The organism is Mesocryomonas lacus (assembly GCF_055730105.2).
Window position 1 is genome coordinate 18494 of sequence record NZ_JBUZWF020000012.1, and the last position, 18373, is coordinate 36866.

At 59.9% G+C, this 18373-nt stretch carries 30 protein-coding genes and 1 pseudogene; 19 read left to right on the forward strand and 12 right to left on the reverse strand.

Annotated features, from left to right (window positions below; all coding sequences use genetic code 11):
* Window positions 1–17 precede the first annotated feature (17 nt).
* Window positions 18–317, reverse strand: coding sequence for a hypothetical protein (locus ACZLZQ_RS23840; protein ID WP_472951763.1), 300 nt, complete (start codon window positions 315–317; stop codon window positions 18–20).
* Window positions 318–534: 217 nt separating this feature from the next.
* Between ACZLZQ_RS23840 and ACZLZQ_RS23845 the strand changes: the two genes are divergently transcribed.
* From ACZLZQ_RS23845 to dcd, 9 genes are all read left to right on the forward strand, one after another.
* Entirely contained in the window at window positions 535–786 is a 252-nt protein-coding gene (locus tag ACZLZQ_RS23845; RefSeq protein ID WP_472951764.1) for a hypothetical protein, read from the forward strand.
* Between the two features lie 193 nt (window positions 787–979).
* Window positions 980–1528, forward strand: a complete 549-nt coding sequence (locus ACZLZQ_RS23850) for a hypothetical protein (RefSeq protein ID WP_472951765.1) — start codon at window positions 980–982, stop codon at window positions 1526–1528.
* Window positions 1529–1631: 103 nt separating this feature from the next.
* Window positions 1632–1895, forward strand: a complete 264-nt coding sequence (locus ACZLZQ_RS23855; protein WP_472951766.1) for a hypothetical protein — start codon at window positions 1632–1634, stop codon at window positions 1893–1895.
* Between the two features lie 201 nt (window positions 1896–2096).
* Window positions 2097–2963, forward strand: a complete 867-nt coding sequence (locus ACZLZQ_RS23860) for a ParB/RepB/Spo0J family partition protein (RefSeq protein ID WP_472951767.1) — start codon at window positions 2097–2099, stop codon at window positions 2961–2963.
* A complete protein-coding gene (locus ACZLZQ_RS23865; RefSeq protein WP_472951768.1) occupies window positions 2956–3576 on the forward strand; it encodes a hypothetical protein in 621 nt (206 codons plus the stop codon). Before ACZLZQ_RS23860 ends, ACZLZQ_RS23865 begins: the two co-directional genes overlap by 8 nt.
* A complete protein-coding gene (locus ACZLZQ_RS23870) occupies window positions 3573–5090 on the forward strand; it encodes a DEAD/DEAH box helicase (RefSeq protein WP_472951770.1) in 1518 nt (505 codons plus the stop codon). The genes ACZLZQ_RS23865 and ACZLZQ_RS23870 overlap by 4 nt, the downstream gene beginning before the upstream one ends.
* A complete protein-coding gene (locus tag ACZLZQ_RS23875; RefSeq protein ID WP_472951772.1) occupies window positions 5080–6051 on the forward strand; it encodes a toprim domain-containing protein in 972 nt (323 codons plus the stop codon). The genes ACZLZQ_RS23870 and ACZLZQ_RS23875 overlap by 11 nt, the downstream gene beginning before the upstream one ends.
* 214 nt (window positions 6052–6265) lie before the next feature.
* Window positions 6266–6523 (forward strand): hypothetical protein, encoded by a 258-nt coding sequence (locus ACZLZQ_RS23880; RefSeq protein ID WP_472951773.1) that lies wholly within the window; start codon window positions 6266–6268, stop codon window positions 6521–6523.
* Window positions 6520–7083: a dCTP deaminase gene (gene dcd / locus ACZLZQ_RS23885; protein ID WP_472951775.1), complete on the forward strand. Its 564-nt coding sequence runs from the start codon at window positions 6520–6522 to the stop codon at window positions 7081–7083. The genes ACZLZQ_RS23880 and dcd overlap by 4 nt, the downstream gene beginning before the upstream one ends.
* Window positions 7084–7224: 141 nt before the next feature.
* On the opposite strand, the gene ACZLZQ_RS23890 is transcribed toward dcd, so the two are convergent.
* The 4 genes from ACZLZQ_RS23890 to ACZLZQ_RS23905 are packed head-to-tail and all read right to left on the reverse strand — an operon-like array spanning window position 7225 to window position 8730.
* Window positions 7225–7563 (reverse strand): helix-turn-helix transcriptional regulator, encoded by a 339-nt coding sequence (locus ACZLZQ_RS23890; RefSeq protein ID WP_472951777.1) that lies wholly within the window; start codon window positions 7561–7563, stop codon window positions 7225–7227.
* Window positions 7553–8098 carry a helix-turn-helix domain-containing protein gene (locus tag ACZLZQ_RS23895; RefSeq protein ID WP_472951779.1) on the reverse strand — a complete coding sequence of 182 codons (546 nt, stop codon included), beginning with the start codon at window positions 8096–8098 and terminating at the stop codon, window positions 7553–7555. The genes ACZLZQ_RS23890 and ACZLZQ_RS23895 overlap by 11 nt, the downstream gene beginning before the upstream one ends.
* A gap of 21 nt (window positions 8099–8119) precedes the next feature.
* Window positions 8120–8485 (reverse strand): hypothetical protein, encoded by a 366-nt coding sequence (locus ACZLZQ_RS23900; protein WP_472951781.1) that lies wholly within the window; start codon window positions 8483–8485, stop codon window positions 8120–8122.
* 50 nt (window positions 8486–8535) lie between these two features.
* A complete protein-coding gene (locus ACZLZQ_RS23905; RefSeq protein WP_472951783.1) occupies window positions 8536–8730 on the reverse strand; it encodes a hypothetical protein in 195 nt (64 codons plus the stop codon).
* A 91-nt stretch (window positions 8731–8821) separates the two neighbouring features.
* Here ACZLZQ_RS23905 and ACZLZQ_RS23910 point away from each other — a divergent pair, with 91 nt between their 5' ends.
* The gene (locus ACZLZQ_RS23910) at window positions 8822–8998 is read left to right on the forward strand and encodes a DUF2934 domain-containing protein (RefSeq protein ID WP_472951785.1); all 177 of its coding nucleotides are present in this window, start codon (window positions 8822–8824) and stop codon (window positions 8996–8998) included.
* 52 nt (window positions 8999–9050) lie between these two features.
* Window positions 9051–9302 carry a hypothetical protein gene (locus ACZLZQ_RS23915; protein ID WP_472951786.1) on the forward strand — a complete coding sequence of 84 codons (252 nt, stop codon included), beginning with the start codon at window positions 9051–9053 and terminating at the stop codon, window positions 9300–9302.
* Window positions 9303–9466: 164 nt separating this feature from the next.
* Here the strand turns inward: ACZLZQ_RS23915 and ACZLZQ_RS23920 are convergent, their stop codons facing one another.
* From ACZLZQ_RS23920 to ACZLZQ_RS23940, 5 genes are read right to left on the reverse strand one after another with little or no spacing between them, the layout of a single operon-like run.
* A complete protein-coding gene (locus ACZLZQ_RS23920) occupies window positions 9467–9745 on the reverse strand; it encodes a hypothetical protein (protein ID WP_472951788.1) in 279 nt (92 codons plus the stop codon).
* On the reverse strand, window positions 9742–10455 hold the full coding sequence (locus tag ACZLZQ_RS23925) for a hypothetical protein (protein WP_472951790.1): 714 nt from the start codon (window positions 10453–10455) through the stop codon (window positions 9742–9744). The genes ACZLZQ_RS23920 and ACZLZQ_RS23925 overlap by 4 nt, the downstream gene beginning before the upstream one ends.
* Window positions 10455–11045 (reverse strand): hypothetical protein, encoded by a 591-nt coding sequence (locus tag ACZLZQ_RS23930; RefSeq protein ID WP_472951791.1) that lies wholly within the window; start codon window positions 11043–11045, stop codon window positions 10455–10457. The genes ACZLZQ_RS23925 and ACZLZQ_RS23930 overlap by 1 nt, the downstream gene beginning before the upstream one ends.
* Window positions 11042–11455, reverse strand: a complete 414-nt coding sequence (locus tag ACZLZQ_RS23935; protein ID WP_472951793.1) for a hypothetical protein — start codon at window positions 11453–11455, stop codon at window positions 11042–11044. Before ACZLZQ_RS23935 ends, ACZLZQ_RS23930 begins: the two co-directional genes overlap by 4 nt.
* Before the next feature lie 58 nt (window positions 11456–11513).
* Window positions 11514–11828, reverse strand: coding sequence for a hypothetical protein (locus tag ACZLZQ_RS23940; RefSeq protein WP_472951795.1), 315 nt, complete (start codon window positions 11826–11828; stop codon window positions 11514–11516).
* Between the two features lie 138 nt (window positions 11829–11966).
* On the opposite strand from ACZLZQ_RS23940, the gene ACZLZQ_RS23945 reads away from it, so the two are divergent.
* The 5 genes from ACZLZQ_RS23945 to ACZLZQ_RS23965 all read left to right on the forward strand — a co-directional run bounded on the left by ACZLZQ_RS23945 (window position 11967) and on the right by ACZLZQ_RS23965 (window position 13990).
* Window positions 11967–12149, forward strand: coding sequence for a hypothetical protein (locus tag ACZLZQ_RS23945; RefSeq protein WP_472951797.1), 183 nt, complete (start codon window positions 11967–11969; stop codon window positions 12147–12149).
* A gap of 392 nt (window positions 12150–12541) precedes the next feature.
* On the forward strand, window positions 12542–12784 hold the full coding sequence (locus ACZLZQ_RS23950; RefSeq protein WP_472951800.1) for a helix-turn-helix domain-containing protein: 243 nt from the start codon (window positions 12542–12544) through the stop codon (window positions 12782–12784).
* Window positions 12781–13413, forward strand: a complete 633-nt coding sequence (locus ACZLZQ_RS23955; RefSeq protein ID WP_472951803.1) for a hypothetical protein — start codon at window positions 12781–12783, stop codon at window positions 13411–13413. The genes ACZLZQ_RS23950 and ACZLZQ_RS23955 overlap by 4 nt, the downstream gene beginning before the upstream one ends.
* Window positions 13410–13721 carry a DUF6074 family protein gene (locus tag ACZLZQ_RS23960; protein ID WP_472951806.1) on the forward strand — a complete coding sequence of 104 codons (312 nt, stop codon included), beginning with the start codon at window positions 13410–13412 and terminating at the stop codon, window positions 13719–13721. Before ACZLZQ_RS23955 ends, ACZLZQ_RS23960 begins: the two co-directional genes overlap by 4 nt.
* Window positions 13718–13990, forward strand: coding sequence for a DUF6074 family protein (locus ACZLZQ_RS23965; RefSeq protein ID WP_472951808.1), 273 nt, complete (start codon window positions 13718–13720; stop codon window positions 13988–13990). Before ACZLZQ_RS23960 ends, ACZLZQ_RS23965 begins: the two co-directional genes overlap by 4 nt.
* A gap of 86 nt (window positions 13991–14076) precedes the next feature.
* Here the strand turns inward: ACZLZQ_RS23965 and ACZLZQ_RS23970 are convergent, their stop codons facing one another.
* Entirely contained in the window at window positions 14077–14415 is a 339-nt protein-coding gene (locus ACZLZQ_RS23970; RefSeq protein ID WP_472951809.1) for a hypothetical protein, read from the reverse strand.
* A 133-nt stretch (window positions 14416–14548) separates the two neighbouring features.
* On the opposite strand from ACZLZQ_RS23970, the gene ACZLZQ_RS23975 reads away from it, so the two are divergent.
* Both ACZLZQ_RS23975 and ACZLZQ_RS23980 read left to right on the forward strand, forming a co-directional pair.
* On the forward strand, window positions 14549–14974 hold the full coding sequence (locus ACZLZQ_RS23975) for a hypothetical protein (RefSeq protein WP_472951811.1): 426 nt from the start codon (window positions 14549–14551) through the stop codon (window positions 14972–14974).
* Between the two features lie 474 nt (window positions 14975–15448).
* Window positions 15449–16138, forward strand: coding sequence for a Crp/Fnr family transcriptional regulator (locus tag ACZLZQ_RS23980; protein WP_472951814.1), 690 nt, complete (start codon window positions 15449–15451; stop codon window positions 16136–16138).
* Window positions 16139–16160: 22 nt separating this feature from the next.
* Here ACZLZQ_RS23980 and ACZLZQ_RS23985 read toward each other — a convergent pair.
* Window positions 16161–16361 (reverse strand): annotated as a pseudogene (locus tag ACZLZQ_RS23985) (helix-turn-helix domain-containing protein); the annotation flags it as partial.
* Between the two features lie 1584 nt (window positions 16362–17945).
* Between ACZLZQ_RS23985 and ACZLZQ_RS23990 the strand changes: the two are divergent.
* On the forward strand, window positions 17946–18320 hold the full coding sequence (locus ACZLZQ_RS23990) for a MerR family transcriptional regulator (RefSeq protein ID WP_472951816.1): 375 nt from the start codon (window positions 17946–17948) through the stop codon (window positions 18318–18320).
* Window positions 18321–18373 lie beyond the last annotated feature (53 nt).

Below are 18373 nucleotides of genomic sequence, written 5' to 3' on the forward strand. Positions count from 1 at the left end.
TCTTCTCCATTGGGCGATCAGTTCTTGGCGTCGCTCGCAGGTGGGGCGGCCTGAAGCACCATCGCATTCATGGCGTTCGCCAACCACACCATTGCCGTTTGGCTCATCCGGAGTTGTGCCACGACAACGCGCTCGGTGGCGACCTTACCGTCTCCGGCCATGACATATCGCAAAGCCTCAAGGGTGACATTGCCGATGCCGCCGTGAAAGCCGGAGGTACCTATCCCGTCGAAGTAGATGAAAGGAGCGGTCGCGCTGCCGATCGGCTCCAAGGGCAGGTTCACGGGTGCACCGGCTGGCAATTCTTCTGGCGGCATGACGGCTCCTTCAGCGCCTATGGCGTCGACCAGTTCGGCAGGCTCCTAGACAGACAGGAGCACCCTTGCGCGAACCTCCCGACATCGGTGCAACCAGACCGGTTCGCATCGAATGCAGCAGCAAAGAAAGGCGTGCCGCCGGGCACTGCCTTCGAACGATAAGGAAGACGACATGCGTGGTGGAGCAAGGCCCAATGCTGGGCGACCGGAGGGTGCGATGAACAAGCGGACTGCAGAGACGATTGCCGCGGTAGAGGAGTCCGGTCTGACGCCGCTCGACTACCTGCTGTCGGTCATGCGTGACGAGGGGAAGGACGAAGAGATCCGGATGGAGGCGGCGAAGGCTGCGGCCCCGTTCGTGCATGCCAAGCTGTCGAACGTGATGCAGGATCTTCGGGTCGATGTTCCTGACCCGATCTCAGCCCTGCTGGCAGACATCGCGGTCAACGGAACCCGGCTCGGACACTGATAAAATATCGACGGAAATCAAATCGGTGGATGGAAAGGGGCCTATCGCGGCCCAGCGCTGCAAGAGCCCATTGCACCTTTGGCGAGAGCTGGCCTAGACTCGGTTAGCGCAGGGATAGGCCGGCCAGCCGAAAAGTCGATCGCACCTCGACTTCCCTGCGCATCCTCATGGTGCAGTCGCAGGGTGCAGCGATATGAGCGATGAGACGCCAGACGACCGGAGCCCGGCTCAGGAAATCTTCCCCAAGGGACTGCTCGGTGAATTCCTTGCCAAAGGGATGCCGCAGCCATCTGGCCCTCCGCCTCGCTTTCTCCCCCCGCCCCCGATCTTCAGCAACGAAAAGCTGGAGAAGATGGCTCAAGAACGGGGCATCGAAGTCGGCCTCCCAGGCTGGCAGTATGCCGTCATCTGGCAGGCAGCGAGCGAACATAAAGAACTAAGCAACGATAGAAACCCTCGCGGGCGGCCCAAGAAAAACGCCCGCCGCGGCATCCTCTTCCCGACGCCCGCGGAGGAAGAGGCCGACAAGCTTCTAGACCGGCTGGAATTTATGCAACTTCTGGAGCGGAATCGTTCGGGAAGGCCGTGCTCAATGGTACAAGCGATCCGATTATACGTGCAATTCAAGCTGAACCTCGACCCAGAAAACCCGGCTAAGTTGGAGCAGTTCTCTTCGGCGGTGAAGAGATACGAAAACGAGATGAGCAAAGCCCGGAAGCGACAGGGCAAGACCCGAAAATAACTTTAAATTCGGCCCGATTTTTCGATGATATCGGGCGCGGCGAGCGACTTCTAACCTCTCCAAATCCCCCGGCATTTCCGCCGAGGCTTTGGAGAACGGATATATGCCTGACACCAGCGACCTTCCCAGACTGCTGAGCCGCAAGGAAGCGGCCGCATACATCACCAACAAATTCGGCATCCCTTGCTCGCAGAAGACGCTGGCGAAGGTCGCATGCCTTGGCGCCGACAGTTTCGGGATTGCCGGGCCTGCATTCCGCAAGGCCGGGCCCTTTGCCCTCTACGCCCCTGCCGACCTCGACGCCTGGGCAAAAGCTAAGCTTGGGCCGCTGGTTCGCACTGTCTCCGAAGCGAGGGAGGCCGCGTAAAACCATGCTCCACATAGCAGAAACCCGCCGAGCGGGGCTGCGGCGGGTTCCGAATGAATTGTCTGTTGGCACGGACAAGACGGAATCTAGCGCTTCGGACCTCATCAATCAACAGGCCAATTGGATCGCTCTCCACCACTGCGTCAGTGCCGTGGTTGCCAGAGTGATGGCCGAGCACGCTTTCGCAAGCAGGCCACAGCGATGAGCGGCTTCCAGATGATCGCCGTCGCTGATCTCGTCCGCCGGCTCGATGCGCGCCCGCTAAACGACGAGGCGCTGATGGAGCTCGAAGACAGCGTTCGCCGTCTTGGACTTCTCAACCCTCTAACCGTTCGGGCAATCCCGGGCGGCATGTTCGAGGTTTTGGCCGGGGCGCATCGCTTCGCCGCCTGTCAGGCTGCAGGCTTTCATGAAATTGCCTGCCAAGTCCTCGATATTGACGATCTCCGCGCCGAGCTTGTCATGATCGATGAGAACCTGGCGCGGCATCCCGTCAGCGGGATCCTTCTGGAGAAGCAGCTTTCCCGCCGGAAGGCCATTCATGTCGAGCTACATCCCCAGACGGCACACGGTGGAAGCCGGCGTGTCGATCAAGTCGCCAAGTTGGCGACTTGCTCTGACGGCTTCGAAAGCGTCGATCGGTTCACGGCCGAGGCGGCGGCTCTTACCGGCAAATCAGAGCGGACGATCCAGCGCGCAGTAGAGCGTGGCGAGAAGATCGGGGACGATGCCGCGGCACTGATCCAAGGGACGGTCCTCGACGTTGGGGCTTACCGCCAGATCCTCAAGGACGTTCCATCCGAGGAGCAAGTCGCGCGAGTTCAGCGTGATCTAGCCCAGCCCGCCCGGCGCCCGGCGGCCATGCCTCAGCAGCCTAAGCCGGCGCCTGGCGTCTCTTTTGCCCGCTTCCTCGATCTGGCTGCCGACATGGGGAAGCTGGAGCCGCAGGAGATCGCGGACGGCATCCCGCATGCCAGCCGCCGCGCCGAGCTGATGACGCACGTTCGCAGCCTCCTGTCCCTGCTGGAGAGGGTGGACGAGATCGTGGAGGGCGGCGGCAATGCGTGAGTATGCCAAGATTACCTCCGCCTTCTGGATCGGCAGCACGGGCCGCAGCCTTCGGGGAGATCCGTCCGCGCAAGTCGTGGCCGCCTATCTCCTGTCGGCTCCGCTCTCAACGATGATCGGGGTTTTCTATTGCCCGGTTGCGACGATCGCCAACGATACGGGGCTATCGGCCGAAGGGGCTTCGAAGGCCCTTCGAAGGGTATGCGAGCTGGAATTTGCCACCTACGACCCCATCACGGAATGGGTGTTCGTCCACGAGATGGCCCGGCACCAGATCGCGGCCAGCCTAGCCCCCAAAGACAAGCAGGTTATCGGCATCGCCCGCGAGTTCGAGAAACTGCCTGAAAGCCCTTTGAAGCAAGGGTTCTACGATCGCTACCGCAACGCTTTTCACCTCCCGCGGTGGGCTCTCTCGCAGGCGCATCGACCAAGCCCCTTCGAAGCCCCTTTGAAGCCCCATCGAAGCCAGGAGCAGGAGCAGGAGCAGGAACAGGAACAGGAGGCACAAGAGCTTAGCCAGGGCGAAGAATTACTAGGTGCAGTAGGCGATAGGGCTCGGGCTGCCGCTGATCTGAACCGGCCCCGGTATGCGGTTGTTGGAGGTGCCCGATGAAGTTCGATCTTCACCCGCACCAGTCCGCGGCCTTGGACATGCTTCGCGCCTCGCTGCTGGCCGGCAAGAAACGTCCGATGATCCAGGCCCCGACCGGCTTCGGAAAGACGCTCCTCGGCGCGGCGATCGTGGAAGGGGCCATGAACAAGAACAAGCGGGTGCTTTTCACGGTGCCGGCGATCAGCCTCGTTGATCAGACGGTTGCGCGGTTTGCAGAACAGGGGATTGAGGCTGTCGGCGTGATGCAGGGGCATCATCCCCTCACCGATAGTTCCCAGCCGGTACAGGTGGCGTCCATCCAGACGCTGGCCCGGCGCCGCATCCCCAAAGCCGATATTGTGCTGGTCGACGAGGCGCACCTTTGGTTCAAGTTCGTAGAGACGTGGATGGCTATGCCCGAATGGCAAAACGTGCCGTTTGTCGGGCTCTCGGCCACGCCTTGGACGAAGGGGCTTGGCCAGCATTACGATGATCTAATCGTGGCGGCGCGGCTCAAGGATCTAATCGGCAAGGGGTTTCTCTCGCCCTTCCGGGCCTTCGCTCCCTCGCATCCTGACCTGAGCAAAGTCGGCACCCGCGCCGGCGACTACAACGAAGAACAGTCGGCCGAGGTCATGAGCCAGCCTATGCTGGTGGCCAATGTGGTTTCGACATGGCTGGCGAATGCCGAGAACCGGCCGACGCTCTGCTTCGCGGTCAACCGGGCTCACGCTCGCAAGCTGGCCAATGAGTTCGAAGCCGCTGGCATCGCGACCGGCTATGTCGACATGGACACGGACCGCGACGAGCGGGACCGGATCGGCAAGCGCCTGGAGGCTGGTCAGATCAAGGTGGTTTGCAACGTCGGGTGCCTGACGACGGGCGTAGATTGGGACGTGCGCTGCATCGTCCTGGCACGGCCAACCAAGTCGGAAATGCTCTTGGTGCAGATCCTGGGCCGCGGCCTTCGCACGGCGCCTGGCAAGGTCGACTGTCTCTTCCTCGACCATAGCGACACGATGCTAAGGCTCGGGTTCCCGACCGACATCCACCACGACGCGCTGGACATGGGGCGGCACCATTTCAGCAAGTCAAAAAAGGCTGAGCGGGAGCCGGCGCTGCCGAAGGAATGCAGCGTCTGTTCCTTCCTCAAGCCTGCCGGCGTCCGCAAATGCTCGAGCTGCGGCTTTGAACCTGAGCGACAGTCCCACATCGAGGAGCGATCGGGCGAGCTGGTGCAGCTCAATGGGAGGCGCGTCAAAAAGGGAGAGGTGACGATCGCTGAGAAGCAGCGGTTTTACTCGATGGCCCTTTGGCACGCCGTTGCAAGAGGCCACAAGCCGGCATCCGCAGCGTGGAGCTACAAGGAAAAGTTCGGCGTATGGCCCCGCGGCCTGACGGAGGCGACGCAGCTGCCGGATGCTGAATTTCTGAACTGGGCAAAATCAAGAGACATCGCCAGAGGCAGGGCGAAGGCGAAAGCCCGCGCGGCCGAAAAAGCAAACTCCAACGGGAGCGCGTCCCATGCTGCATGAGCCCCTGAAATATCGCGCCGTAGGCCAGTGGCGCAGCATCCTCGCTGGCATCGGCATCGCCTCGTCGTTCCTCAAAAACAAGCACGGCCCTTGCCCCATGTGCGGCGGGAAGGACCGTTTCCGCTTCGATGACAAGGGCGGGAATGGAACGTGGATTTGCTCGCATTGCGGCGCCGGCGCTGGCGCTGAGTTGGTGAAGCTTTTCCTCAACGTCGATTTCAAAACAGCGGCTGTTGAGATCGAAAAGCACATAGGGACCGGGCCGGTTATCATCGCAGGTCGGGCCGCGGGGAATGACGGCCGGGTACGCGAGGAGATGACGAAACTATGGAAGCGCGGGGCGCCCCTGAGCTTGGACAATGCGGCAGGGAAGTACCTTCACGGGCGCACGGGCCTGCTGGATCTGCCGCCGGCTTCCTGCCTGCGGTTCGCCGCGGATGAGCGCTATGCGGAGCAAGGCGCGAAGCCGACATGGCACCCCGCGATGGTTGCCCTGGTCATGCCCTCGGACGATGCGCTGGCGGACGGCGAGAAGGCGGCGCTGCATCGCACCTATCTGACGGCGCACGGTGATAAGGCGGACGTGTCCAGTCCCCGCAAGATGATGGGCACGATGCCGACCGGGGCTGCAGTGCGCCTCATGCCGCCTACAGACGTGCTTGGGATCGCGGAAGGCATCGAGACGGCCCTTTCCGCCTCGATCCTGCATGGCGTGCCTTGCTGGGCCGCATTGACGGCTGGATTGCTGGAGCGATGGACCCCGCCGGCTGGCATCAAGGCGGTTTTTATCTATGGCGACAACGACCACAGCATGGCTGGGCAGGCTGCCGCCTATAGCCTTGCGGCCCGTCTGAAGCACAAAGGCGTTCAGACGTTCGTCGAGCTTCCGCCGATAGGGCAGGACTGGAATGACGTGCTGGTGCGGAAACTGCAGATGGCCCGGCGCCAGGACGCCGCATAGGCCTCAAGATTGATTGATGCCTGAATCCAGCGATAACGAGCTAATGTTCTTCATTTGTTCTATGTGCTAGCCTCATATGATCCACGCAAGCGCCGGGGGATAGTGTGACCCAATTACACTCTCTCCACAGGCACGAACCGTGAGCTTCATCCCTTGCTGTGGATCGGGAATGAAGCAGCTATCCTAATCCACGTTGTAAAATCGGGAGAGATTCATGCGTCTTCAAATCGCCAATGTCCGCGAAGGTCTGCATCCAAGCGAGGTTATCGTCACCGTCGCCACGAAGGACGGGGAAGAGTTCATGACCATTGATAAGCGTTCGGTGAGGGCTGAAACGATCGATATTGGATATCCAATCGATCAAAACGGCGACATGCTTTTGGTTGAACTGCCTCGGGAGACCATGACCGGAACATGGAGGGTATGGGTTCACCAGGACCACGTGAGTGAGCGCGAGCGTGCCTACGCATGATCCTCACCGATCGTGAAATCAAAATCGCGATTGAACGTGACCTTATAACGGTTACTCCGACACCGGGCGACACTGCCTTCTCGTCGAGCAGCGTCGATCTAACGCTGGATGCCACACTGAGCGTGTTCCAAGACCTCGACCCGGGCATGGAACAGGTTATCGATCCAGGCATAAAAGGCTTCAACCACGACGCAGCTTTAGCAAAGATCACGACTCAGACGGACATTCCGGGTGAAGGGTGGGTATTCCATCCAGGACATCTAGTTCTTGCCTGGACGCAGGAATTCATTGACCTGAAGACCGACACGCGGATTGCGGCGCGTGTCGAGGGGAAGAGCTCGCTCGCTCGTCTCGGTATTGGGGTTCATGTGACTGCACCAACCATCCATGCAGGTTTCTCTGGTCAGATCCGGCTTGAGATGATCAACCACGGGAAATTTCCTGTCCGCCTCCGGACTGGAATGAGGATATGCCAACTGATCCTTGAGACTACGCTTGGGACCCCAGAGCGTGGCTACAAAGGACGTTTTTCGAACCAGGATGCGACACGACGAGGTTGATCCTCGCTCCACAGCAGCCAGTGAGGTTTGCGCCTCACTGGCTGCTGTGATCGTGCGTCATGTCAGGATTTTTTCGACGCTACGAATTGTCAAATTGGCAACCCGTTTGGGTTCGTTAAGGGCAGTTTTCAAAGCCAATCGCTATTCCTTGCCCGGCGGAGTCAGCACTCGTTTTCGTTTCTGCGGGACGCCGGCATTTGCCTTCTTGGCTTCCTGCTGGGCGCGGTAGGCTTCGTTGATATGACGCATGATAGGGTCATCGTCGTCATCATCGGCCGTGCCGGCGGGTGCCTCGGCTAGAGAATCCAAGGCGAGCACGACGCTCTCCCATCGCCAGCGGACACATCCGGGCGAGAGCTTCAGCGGCTTCGGCAGAACGCCGGATCGGACCAAGGCGTAGACGGTGCTCTCGCTGATCTCCAGCTCAGCTGCCAGTGTTTTGGAGCTGACATAGGCTGGGCGGCGGTTGTCATCTGACATCGAGACGCTTTGCTTGAAGCTTGGGCGCAACTGCAGACTGTGGCGCAACTGGCTCGTCAGCATCCTTTGGAGAAAGAGCGACGCCGCCAGACTCATACGCTTCGACATCGACCGTTTGAATGCGGAGCAACTTGCCGCCGAACTGGAACGCGGGAATTTCGCCCCGTTTGACCATGTTGCGGATATGCCGTTCGGAGCATGACCATCGGTCCGCGAGGCTGCTGGGGGTGTAGGCACTCGGCTTCCAAGCGGTTGGCGCCATCCCCTTCGCCTTCGGTACATCACCGCCTGGCAGTCGGGCGAAAGCGACCTCAAGCTCCTGCCGATGCCAGACCTCCCGAGAACCGAGACAACGAGGCTGCGGCATTTCTCCAGCCGCGACCAGCCGATCGAATTCCTTCGGCTCGATGCCGAGATGGATGCTGGCCTGGGCACGGGAGAGACCGATCGGTGGGAAAGGCCAGCGATCTAAATCTCTGCCGTCCGTTCCTGCCATAGGCATTGGCATGCCATCGTTCCTTGGGTCGTCAGCCATCTCTTTTCTAGGTTTTGTCATTCAACGATGCCGCCAACCTTTGCCTTGCTCTCCAGGCCTATCTTGGCGTTCGGCCTTCAGTCGCTCCAGCTTCAAACGCAAAGCCTCCTGCGCCGACATTCCCTGATGATCAACGACAAGCGGCTGCAGCTTCGGCAGAGATTCTTTAGGAACGCCATAGATTTGGCATTTCTCCCGCATCGCTTTGATCGCATTTGCAGTCACGAAATCCTTGCCTGCAATCCTTTCTAGGACAAGGTTTCCCTTTCGGTTCTCAGACCGCAAAGCGGCGGGGCCGAGTGAGCCTCCGAAAAAGACCTGGCATGCTTCGGACAGGCGCACCGGCTCGTCAGGGCCTATGTCGTCGCGGGTCCGCTCTTGCCGCATGCTGGCCTCCATCAAAATTCGAGGAGGCTGCCGCAATCAGGAGGCTGCAGTCAAAGGCTAGGGTAGAACTTGCCCAGATCGACAAGTGACACACCCTCTGGCGCCGGCATCACAGCATAGCGGCCGTCAGGATCTTCCTTCCAGCGTGCGACGTGCTCATCCTTGATGGTCAAGGTCAGATCTCCGAAGCTGGCGGGGCCTGCGGTTTCGGTGAAGGCTACGTCTTTCCAGCTTACAGTCGTCATGTCTGATCGAACCTCTTACGCGAACCCACGTTGAACACGGGAAGCATCGTAAAGGCTCCGTCACAGCGCAACACACATCTGGGTGGGCACAATGACAATTGATAACACACCGAAAGTTCGCGACAGGGCCTACATCCTGTGGGAGCTCGCCGGGCGTCCAGATGGTCGTGAGCATGAGTTTTGGGCGCTGGCTTCCCGAGAGATCGAAGGCGAGCGTGAATTGCAGCATCGCACCGCTGACGGCACTCCAGCGGCCGGTAGCCGATAGCCGGAACGACTTAGCTTAAATGGCCTTCCTTCTTCGACAAATGGAGGAAGTCATGTCCAAGACCGACAACAGCAATCTCGATGACGCAAGCCATGGCGGCGGCATTGGCGACATCTCGCGGCAGCCGGTAGATCAGTCGTCTCAGAACCCCGGCAATGGCGAGCCGGTCATCCTTCCCGACGACGAGGATGGCGTAGGCGTAATCGAGGATGACGACCTGAGCAGCGGAGATGATGTGATCCCCGTTGAAGAAGGCGAAGATCCAGACGACGACGCGGACTCGACGCAGGGTATGCCCAGCTAGACGGCCACAAAGAGGAAAGGGGGCAGGTACAGCGTACCCACCCCCTTCTTTATTTCATGCCTCAATTTCTGGAGTGATCCAGCCGGCTGCCTTCGCAAGGCGGTTAGCAGCCCACATGAGGCCGATGGAAATCCAGATGCGGAACAGGAGCGGGAAAGGCGGGATCATCGTATGCCACGCTCCCGACGCCTCACCTTCTTACGGTATCTCCGCTGCTGCCTCTCCATCTTGTCGATGATGCTATGGGCACCGCGAATAGCGAGACTGCGATAGAGCCGCTGGTTGCTCTCAGCGATCTCCATCATGCGCACGATTTCTCGGCTCCGATCGATCGCATAGAGGGCGAGCGCTGCGGACACGATCTCATTGCCGAACGTCTCGGCAGCAAGGCGCCCGCCAGCCGCCACCTCGTCTTGCGGGGAGCGCACTTCCCAGACCATCACGCGGGCTCACCGGACGAGCCGCAGATCGAGCGCAGCAAGTTGCACATTTCGGCGCCTGGGTCGTCATCCTCGCCTAGCAGGCGCTCCATCAGCGGCGGACTGGCTAGGACATAGGCGACCTTGGCGCGGATCTCGTCAGCCTCGGCGCAGGGGAACGCTAGCAGCTCTTCCCAGAGGTCGTATTCCGCAGCATGCGCATCATTAAGGGCGAGTGCTGCCGCGGTCGCTCCGCTTACAGCTTTGCGCTTGTCGTACTCCTTGCCCGCCCCCTGAAAGGCAGCAACGTCCGCCGTGAACGTCGCCTTGGAGGCTGCGGAGAATGCCCGCATCTCCTCTAGGGTGAAGGGCTCCATGAGGTATCGTGTAGCCCTGGCGTTGACTATGGCAACGGGCACAGCGCCTGCCTCGGCTGTGTGCGTCATCGGCTCCTTATGGAGCGTCAGCAAGCCAGCGGAGGTCTGGTAGGTGATGGGCGAGGAGTCGAGGACGGCATAGGCCTCATCGAAACGCTTGCCGGCGGCTTCGAAGTCGGCGGCGGCATGCTTGTGTCGCTTGATCAGGGCAGAGAGCCGCGCCAAGCCGGTAGCCATGGCTGCAGTGCCGGCGACCGTTCCAGCGACGATGAGGGCGCTTCCCGCTGCAGACGTAGTCAGGAAGGACCGGCGCGAGATAGTCGGCTTTGCCGCCGCGGCTTTGAGCTGGTCCGACATTAGAGGTCTCCCGTCTTGAGGCTGGACGCGGCCGAGGCGTCGAAATAGGCGAGTGCGGCGGTGAGGGCTGAGTGCTCAAAAGAGCCTTCGGAGATCCACTTCTCATCTATCGTCTGGCGCAGCGCTTCGATGGCCCCGCGCTGGGTGGCGATGGCCGGCGGGTTCTCAATCAGCGCGAAGTAGAGGGGGGCGACGGTCCAGGAAAAGAGCGTGTCGGCCTGTTCATCTGTAAGGCTGGACGCGGCTTTATGAGCAGCCTCGTGCCCGCGGTACTTCTCCAGCAACGCCAGATAGGGGTCGATTGGCTCGGGCTCGGGGGCCTTCGTCAGAAAGGCGAGGACCGAATTGATGACGGCGAGGTCGGAGGCCTCCATATCGTTGAAGCTGACCATTGCCCGCAGCGCCCCCGCAGCGCCTTCCGTGGTGGTCGTTACCGGAGTTTCCGTCCAGAGCACCCCGTAGAGGCCCGAGATTACGGTCATCCCCAGTCGATCGGCTTCGGCATCGGGGAGGCTGAGCTGAAGGGCCAGCGCGGCCTCGAGCTTTTCGGTGATGGCCAGCATCGGGTCGTTCGTCGGAGCATTGTTCACCGGCCTACCTCCCGTTCGCGGAGGGCATCCGTTCCAGCCAGGGTGGCGCCGATTAGAGCGAACTTCGCCACGACATCACCGAAGCCGATGAAAAGGCCATGGTGGCTGGTGTCGGCAAAGCGCTGCATGTCCATCAGCATGCTCGACAGCATCGTCAGGTTGCCATTTGTGGGGGCGGCGACGAGGAAGGCGACCATTTCCTCAGCGATGGATCTCCCGCGCTCGATGTCCTGCATGTAGCTGCCGGACGGAGTGACGGACCAGAAGATCAGTGGCATCGCGCCGGCCTCGATCTCGCTGCGGCTAGCTCGCCGGAAGAAGGACAGCTTGTCCTCGGGGCGCGGCGCCCTCCGATTTATACGCTTGGATTTCGGCATGCCTTCGGCGGGTGCCTGAACAGAGTTCGGCATTAGACTTCTCCAGATGATGTTGGGTCAGGTCAGATGCGCCGAGGTGGCGCGGGTAGGCTTAGGCGGCGTATGCGGCGCGGATCGCCCGCTCTGCGGCGGCGAGGTCGTAGCGGAACGGCAGATATTTCAGGGCGTCGATGCGAGCCTCCATCGGGGACAGGACCGGCGCGGCGACGGAAGAGGCGTTGAAGGTCTGGACGGCGAGGGCGCGGCGGGCGGCTTCCCGCTTGACGGTCTCGGCCTTGTGCTTGGCGGCGCTCCACTCGATCCGCAGGGCTTCGCGGAAAGTGGCAGGCTGGAAGCGATAATTGCGGTAGGCGGCGCGGTAGCGGGCCCAGGCGGCTGTCATGATGGCGCGGCGGCCGTAGGACACTGCGGTAGCTCCCTAGTCGGTGTTTCTATGTGCATAGATATACCAACTATTAACTACGTCAATAGCCATGCGCTTAAATATTGCAATAAAAAGCATATAGCCTATCTGTGATCCCAGAGAGCCGAGGAAGGATTTTTGATGGGCAGACCGCCAGTGCCGCTGCACTTGAAGCGCGACAAGCGTCTCGTCGTTATGCTGACGGACGCAGAGACAGAAGCCTACACCGAGGCCGCCAAGTCAGCCGGCGCCGCAAGCCTTAGTGAATGGGTGCGGGATCTTTTGAGCAAGGCTGCCAAGGACCAAGCAGGACGCGCTCTTTAAGCGCTTGCCCTGGTGCGGCTGTCAGGTGGCAGGAATACCAAGCGCACCCGCCGGCTACCGCACCGCGGGCAGCGCATCCGCTCAGATAGTCCGCCGATCGGGCAGTCCCTGCCACGGGTCCAGACAAGTGTCGGGAGATCCACGTCGATCTGCTCGACGCATTCGCGAACGGATTTCAGCCCTTCTCGCCGTCCCCAGGCACAGCGCACCCGGAGAGACCAGCCCGCGTCCATCGCCTCGCCAATCGTCTCGACCATGCTACCGACATAGCAGGCAGGACACCCTGATCAACACGATTTGTTCCTCCTATGGCTGTGGAATGGTCCGCCCATAGAGACTGTTTTTCATTCTCCCTGTTGCATCGGCCAATAGGACAGGAGAGACTCGCTTGCATGACCCCAGAGCAATGCAGAGCAGCCCGCGGCCTTCTCGATCTCTCGCAGAGAGAGCTGGGCCGCATGGCAAATGTCTCAGACATCACGGTGCGCCTCTTCGAAGGAAGAAAGCGCGTCCCCATCGCGAACAATCTCAGCGCCATGCGCCGCGCCTTAGAGGATGCCGGCGCCGAGTTCATTGGCGGCGAGAAGGAAGGCGTTCGCTTCGCTAAATCGGTCCATGTCCGAGGTGACGAATGAGCATGCAAGGTCGCAAGCATGACACCACGGGCCGGTCTGCAACGGCACTCAAAACCAAAGCGCGGCAGACGATCAAGGGCCAATGGGTTCCCCATCGCTTTGACATGCTGAACTCCCCCGCCTACTGGGCGCTCTCGCATGTAGCCGGTCGAATGCTGACGCTCATGGAAATCGAGCATTGTCAGCAGGGTGGGGCGGAGAACGGCAAGCTAATCGTCACTTACGACGACTGGGAGAGGCGTGGCATTCGTCGCAAGTCGATCCCCGGCGGGCTGGCCGAATTGGTCGAGCTCGGCTTTGTCGAGGTCATGAAACGGGGTTTTGCCTCGGCTTCCGACGTTCGCTCGCCCTCAAAGTACCGGCTGACCTACCTAAACACCCTTTCGAGCGGGCCAACGGACGAATGGCAGCGTCTTGATGAGGACGCCGTGGCTGCAATCATGCAAAAGCGGAAGGCGCCGAAACAGGATTGCAGCCAAGATATAGATAGTAGGGGCATGAGCGCCCCCAGACCTGTAGGGGCAAAAACGCCCCCAGAAACTATCCGCTCTAGGGGCGCTTATGCCCCTGGCAACGGGGCAAAAATGCCCCTGGTAAATGTGTTTCAAGCTGCGGGGGTAGGGAGATGAGCCAGCATATCGATTTACCTTTGTTCCAGTGGGATCCGCCATCTGCCGAGGTGATCCCCTTCCCCTGCCGCAAGCGGGTTGGGAAGATCCGCCGTACGGTTCAGATGATCACTGCCGGCAGCGTCAAAAGCCGAGACGCATACTGGAGGCGGGCAATCTCTGACATGGCTGAGCAAATGAAACGTGTGGGCATTCCCGATGACCGGATCGAGATGGAGCTGGCGAGCTTTGAGGCTGAAGTGTGCCGCCTTGTAGAAGAGCGAGCGCGTCCAGGCGGAAGGGCGCGGCCCGGCGGGGATGCAGCATGAACGCGACGGTGGTCCTGTTTCCCTCCTCGAGGATGATCGGAAGGGCTCGCCGGCTGGTCGCCCTTCGCCGCACTACGCCAGTTTCAAAGATGAGCCGCATATGGGCGGAAACTGTTGGGGAGATGGATCGCGCCATGTGCCGCATCGGCCTGTCTGTGGAGGAGCGGCGCCAGGAGGTCGATGCCCTCTATCGTCTGGTAAAAGCTGAGATTGTCCGCGTCGACTATGAAGGTGCAGCCGCGGAAACCTCGTCAGGCGATGCGGCTTAGCTTAATGATGTCACAAGGCGTAACGTGCCCCGCTCGATCTCTCGACGGGGCTCTGGTTCGCGCCTATGACCATCTTAGTTCTCAGCCTACTGCGGACAGGCCGTGCTTTGTGGGTCGGTAGTCTCTGGAACGCCTGTACCACTCTCCTTGGTGCTCGCCGCGGCAATCTCTGACTCGGCCTGCGCGATGTTCGTGGTAGTGCCGCCCTCGGACTTAGTGACCCCTGGTGCGTTCGGATCAGTCTCCATCGGAACATGCTGCCCGTCTTCGGCAATGCCTTTTGCGTCCGCAGCTTTCGGATAGCTGGCAGCGTCTTTAGGCGCCTTGCTCGTTACAGCATCCGGCGATGACGGTGTGCACGCCGCTGAAGCTGGGCCGGACGCGGCGAACGCCGCCGCCAATGTTATCGCAATGAGAATTTTCATGCTCACTCCCAGAAGAAAGGTGCCTACTGGGGAAGCATGCGGCAGCTATGGCGTTCCGGTCCGATACCGATCTAAGGGAAGGCCAAATATGCTCCCGTATCGTTGATTCAGCTCGAGCGGGAAACCTGCGTCCGTGCCCATCCGCCGTCACCACCGGTTCTTCTACCCGATCGACTGGGTTCAGCTCTCAAACATGATCCGTTTCCGGCGCGCTAAGGGCCGCTGTGAAACCTGCGGGCGTCCTCATGGGGAAACGGTCTCACACCTCGGCGACGGCCGTTGGTGGGACGCTGAGGCGGGCCTATGGCGATCTGGGAAGGGCCGGGTAGTGCGCAACCTCCCTCCCCTGCTTCTGGACACCGCGGTGAAGCGAACGAAGGTGGTGCTGGCCTGCGCCCATCTCGATCATGATCCCGGCAACAACGAGATGTCGAACCTTAAAGCGCTTTGCCAACGCTGCCACATGCTCCATGACAAGCCAGAGCACCTTCGACAGCGCCGCATCACCTACAGCAAGCGCAAGGCGCTGGGCGACTTGTTCCTAGGGCGGTACGAATAGGACGCTTGGCGACAGGTCTTCGAGGGGCACGCTTAGCCAAGTGCCTTATCGCAGCTAAAGCCTCGCCCTTCCTCCGGTCCAAAAGCGTCGCCGGACAGCAGCACGGTCTTGGAAGAACCCTCTTGATGCCGACATGGAACTGATCGAAGTCTAAATGCAGAATTAGCCGCCACGTCCGGTGAAGGATGCTGCGGTGTCGGTATTGAACAGGACGTGCGGCTCGGGAGCGCAAGGATGGCGCAAGGACAGCGGCTCTAGGATCGCTCACCAGCGTTGTCCATTATCCAGGTTCCGCGCTGAAGCAGGTGCACGGGGCCGGCGACATTTTGCACGAGGTGTCGCCGGCTTGTGCCTATCTAGATTTGCCATCCTTTGTTAGGAGCCAGGCGCCAGCCGTTGCCCGGTGCAGGTCTGGACAACGGAACTAACGGATATATGGCTCAAGACTTTTCACCCGCAGCAGTTCGAAACTGCTTGCTGCGCAATCTGTCAGACCAGGCTTTTCAAGCTCTGGCGTCAGACCTAGAACCCATAGAATTACCGCAGGGCATGGTTCTGGAGGTTCCTTACGATCCAATAGAGCATGTCATTTTTCTTGAAAGTGGCGTCGCAGCGCGCATGATTGTCGGCCACGACGAAAGCATGGCTGAAAGCGGACACATCGGGTTCGAGGGGATGACAGGCAAACCGATCGTCCAAGGAATATCGTTCGCTACCAATCAGATCCAGATGCAGCTTGACGGAACAGGTTGGAGGATCGCGTCAGAGCCATTCATCGAGGCGATGTCACGCTGTGAAGACATTGCAGTCCTCGTGCGCAAATATGTACTGGCTTGTGAGGTGCAGCTTGAACATTCGCTGTTGGCGGCTACTGCAAACACCATAAGCACACGTCTTGCCCGCCTGCTGCTGATGTACCACGACCGCGCCGAAGGCGATTTGCTGCCGCTGACCCATGATTGCCTTGCGCAAATGCTACGGGTTCGACGAGCGGGAATCACTAGCGCAACGCATATTTTAGAAGGCAATCGGGCAATACGGGCAACTCGCGGGCGTATCGAAATTATCGACAGGCAAGCCCTGGAAGGCTGTTCGGACGGTAGCTATGGAATACCCGAAGCGATCTACGACCGTCTTATTTTGAGTGGCTCAAATGGCGATTGAGTTCTTCCTTCACAGGAAACTCGAAGCACTCATTTACCGTGATCTTTAAAATTTTAGCGATGGCATAGAGCCGGCTTACGCTGAGACGATTAGCGCCATTCTCATACTTCTGAACCTGTTGGAAAGTCACGCCAATCTGATCAGCAAGCGCTAACTGGCTCATACCTATCGACAGGCGACGTGTTCGGATCACTGCCCCTAAGCCCACATCTATCTCGCACATCTGCTTTGACCCTCACACAATCGGCAGGGTAACCAGCCGCCATCGACTAGAAGCAGTTCACTAGGATCGCTGTTAATGTTGATCCCACCTAGGCGACGCCATTCCGATGCCTCTTCGGCGAGAGCTACGTAATGCTTCAAAGCACGCTGCTGATCGGCTTTGGGCGGGTTGTCACGGCGCCAGCCTGGATTGCCGTTGTCATTCATAAATGATCCTTTCGAATGATCGGGCACCCCGACCGCTCCAGAACCTCTATCAACTGAATGCGTCCTGACCGTGTGCCCTCCACAAAGGGATAGGCTTCAGAAACGGCGTTATCGAAGGCAAATCGCCATAGCCAAATGACGACATTTCGTCATTCTGGCATCTCCTCCTGCCAGCGCTTCCCATCAGAGGGAAACACTGGCTCGACAACGCAATGCGCCAAAACGTCGAGGAACGGGAAAGACTGATCCGGGAGAACACTCACCAAAACGGCCTAAGGGCGGCGCTGGCTGAACCAGACAGCGCCGCCTAAAGGGCACCTGCTACAGCGAGACGACGGAACAGACCAGGGATGCATCAAGCTGGTAATCGACTATCGCCGATCAAGCATGGCTGTGGCTTGCCAATGCGCTCGGCCCATAGCCATCACGAGCACCGCAACTAACGCCGAGAGCACTAGTCCCGTATGGAAGCCTGCCACCCCGTGGCTGTGGACGACAGCACTTGCCGCCGACAGTCCCCATACGGTGCAAAACCCGAGAAGCCCTGTCCAGCTTTGCCGCCGTCCTTCGCCGCGCTGCCGGGCGGCGCTAAGGAAGGCTGCCATCACCATGAGCCCGCTGATGAGCGAGCCCGCAAGCAGAAGCCACGCTGCGTTGATCGTCCAAGCCGCGTCACCCGTGCCGAGATAAGCAAGATCGGCGAGAAAACCTACGATGAGAGAGGCACCCCCCATAGCAGATAGGACCGTCCGCATCGGATAGCTGGGCATGCTCAGGCACTGCGTCGTTAACATAAGGCTCATAGGTGAGGTCTTGCTTCTATCGGCTCCAGAAATGCTGTCCCGGAAAGGCAAACAACGGCCTCGGGTTCCGGGGACCATCTCCCATGGTTAAGGGCTCGTTAAAAACCCTAATCGATAGCGTCTTGGAGCCGCGTGACTAAGCGCTAACGACACTCGAGGAGATGTACGTGCGACTGCGATCGGACTGATCCGTAGGAAAAGCGCTGCAGCGGTCATGGCTGTAGCTTGCCGGTTGCCATGACATTTCCATCATAGATGCCGCCCATTCCCCGACAAGCGCTATCCAGCACATCCTTCGGGTGCCGCCCGCATTCATCAACGGCTTCGAGAAGCGGCCTTACCGAAGCCAATAGCCATAGCTAAAGGACGACACGTCGTGATTCTTGCCTGTTTCCTGCCTGTGCTTCCCACCAGAGAGGTACACACCTGCTCGACAAAGCACTGCGCAGGCCCGCAATCGTCGTCAGTCATCTACTGCCCGGAGATTCATACCCACTGATAGCTCACCTACCGGACGGACACTGCCTTCTAGAACCAATCCGCAGCCGCATAGGCCCACATATTAGGAGCCTTTGTTGGCCACGATCAAAGATAACCACCCGCACACCATCAGTCAGGTCGCCGCAATGCTCGGCGTCACGCTACGGACGATACGCTTTTATGAGGAGCTCCGCCTCATTCCGCCTAAGCGCATCTCGAACGGGCGCCGCGTATACAGCGATGCTGACGTGGCCCACCTGAAGAAGATCACTGACCTTACCCACCTCGGCTTCTCACTGGTCGAGGTGAAGCAGCTGCTCGGAGCCAATTCGGAAGATCAGTTATCCGACGCGCTACACCGGCGGCGCGACGAGGTATCCGCGGAGATTGAGCATCTTCAGAAAGTCCTGTGCGACGTGGCGGACGCGATCGCTGTGGCGCATCGAACGTCCCAGGATAAAGCCGCTTGAACTTGTCTCGCGTGGCCCAGACACAAGGGGCAGGCAAGGTCGACCTCTGTAGG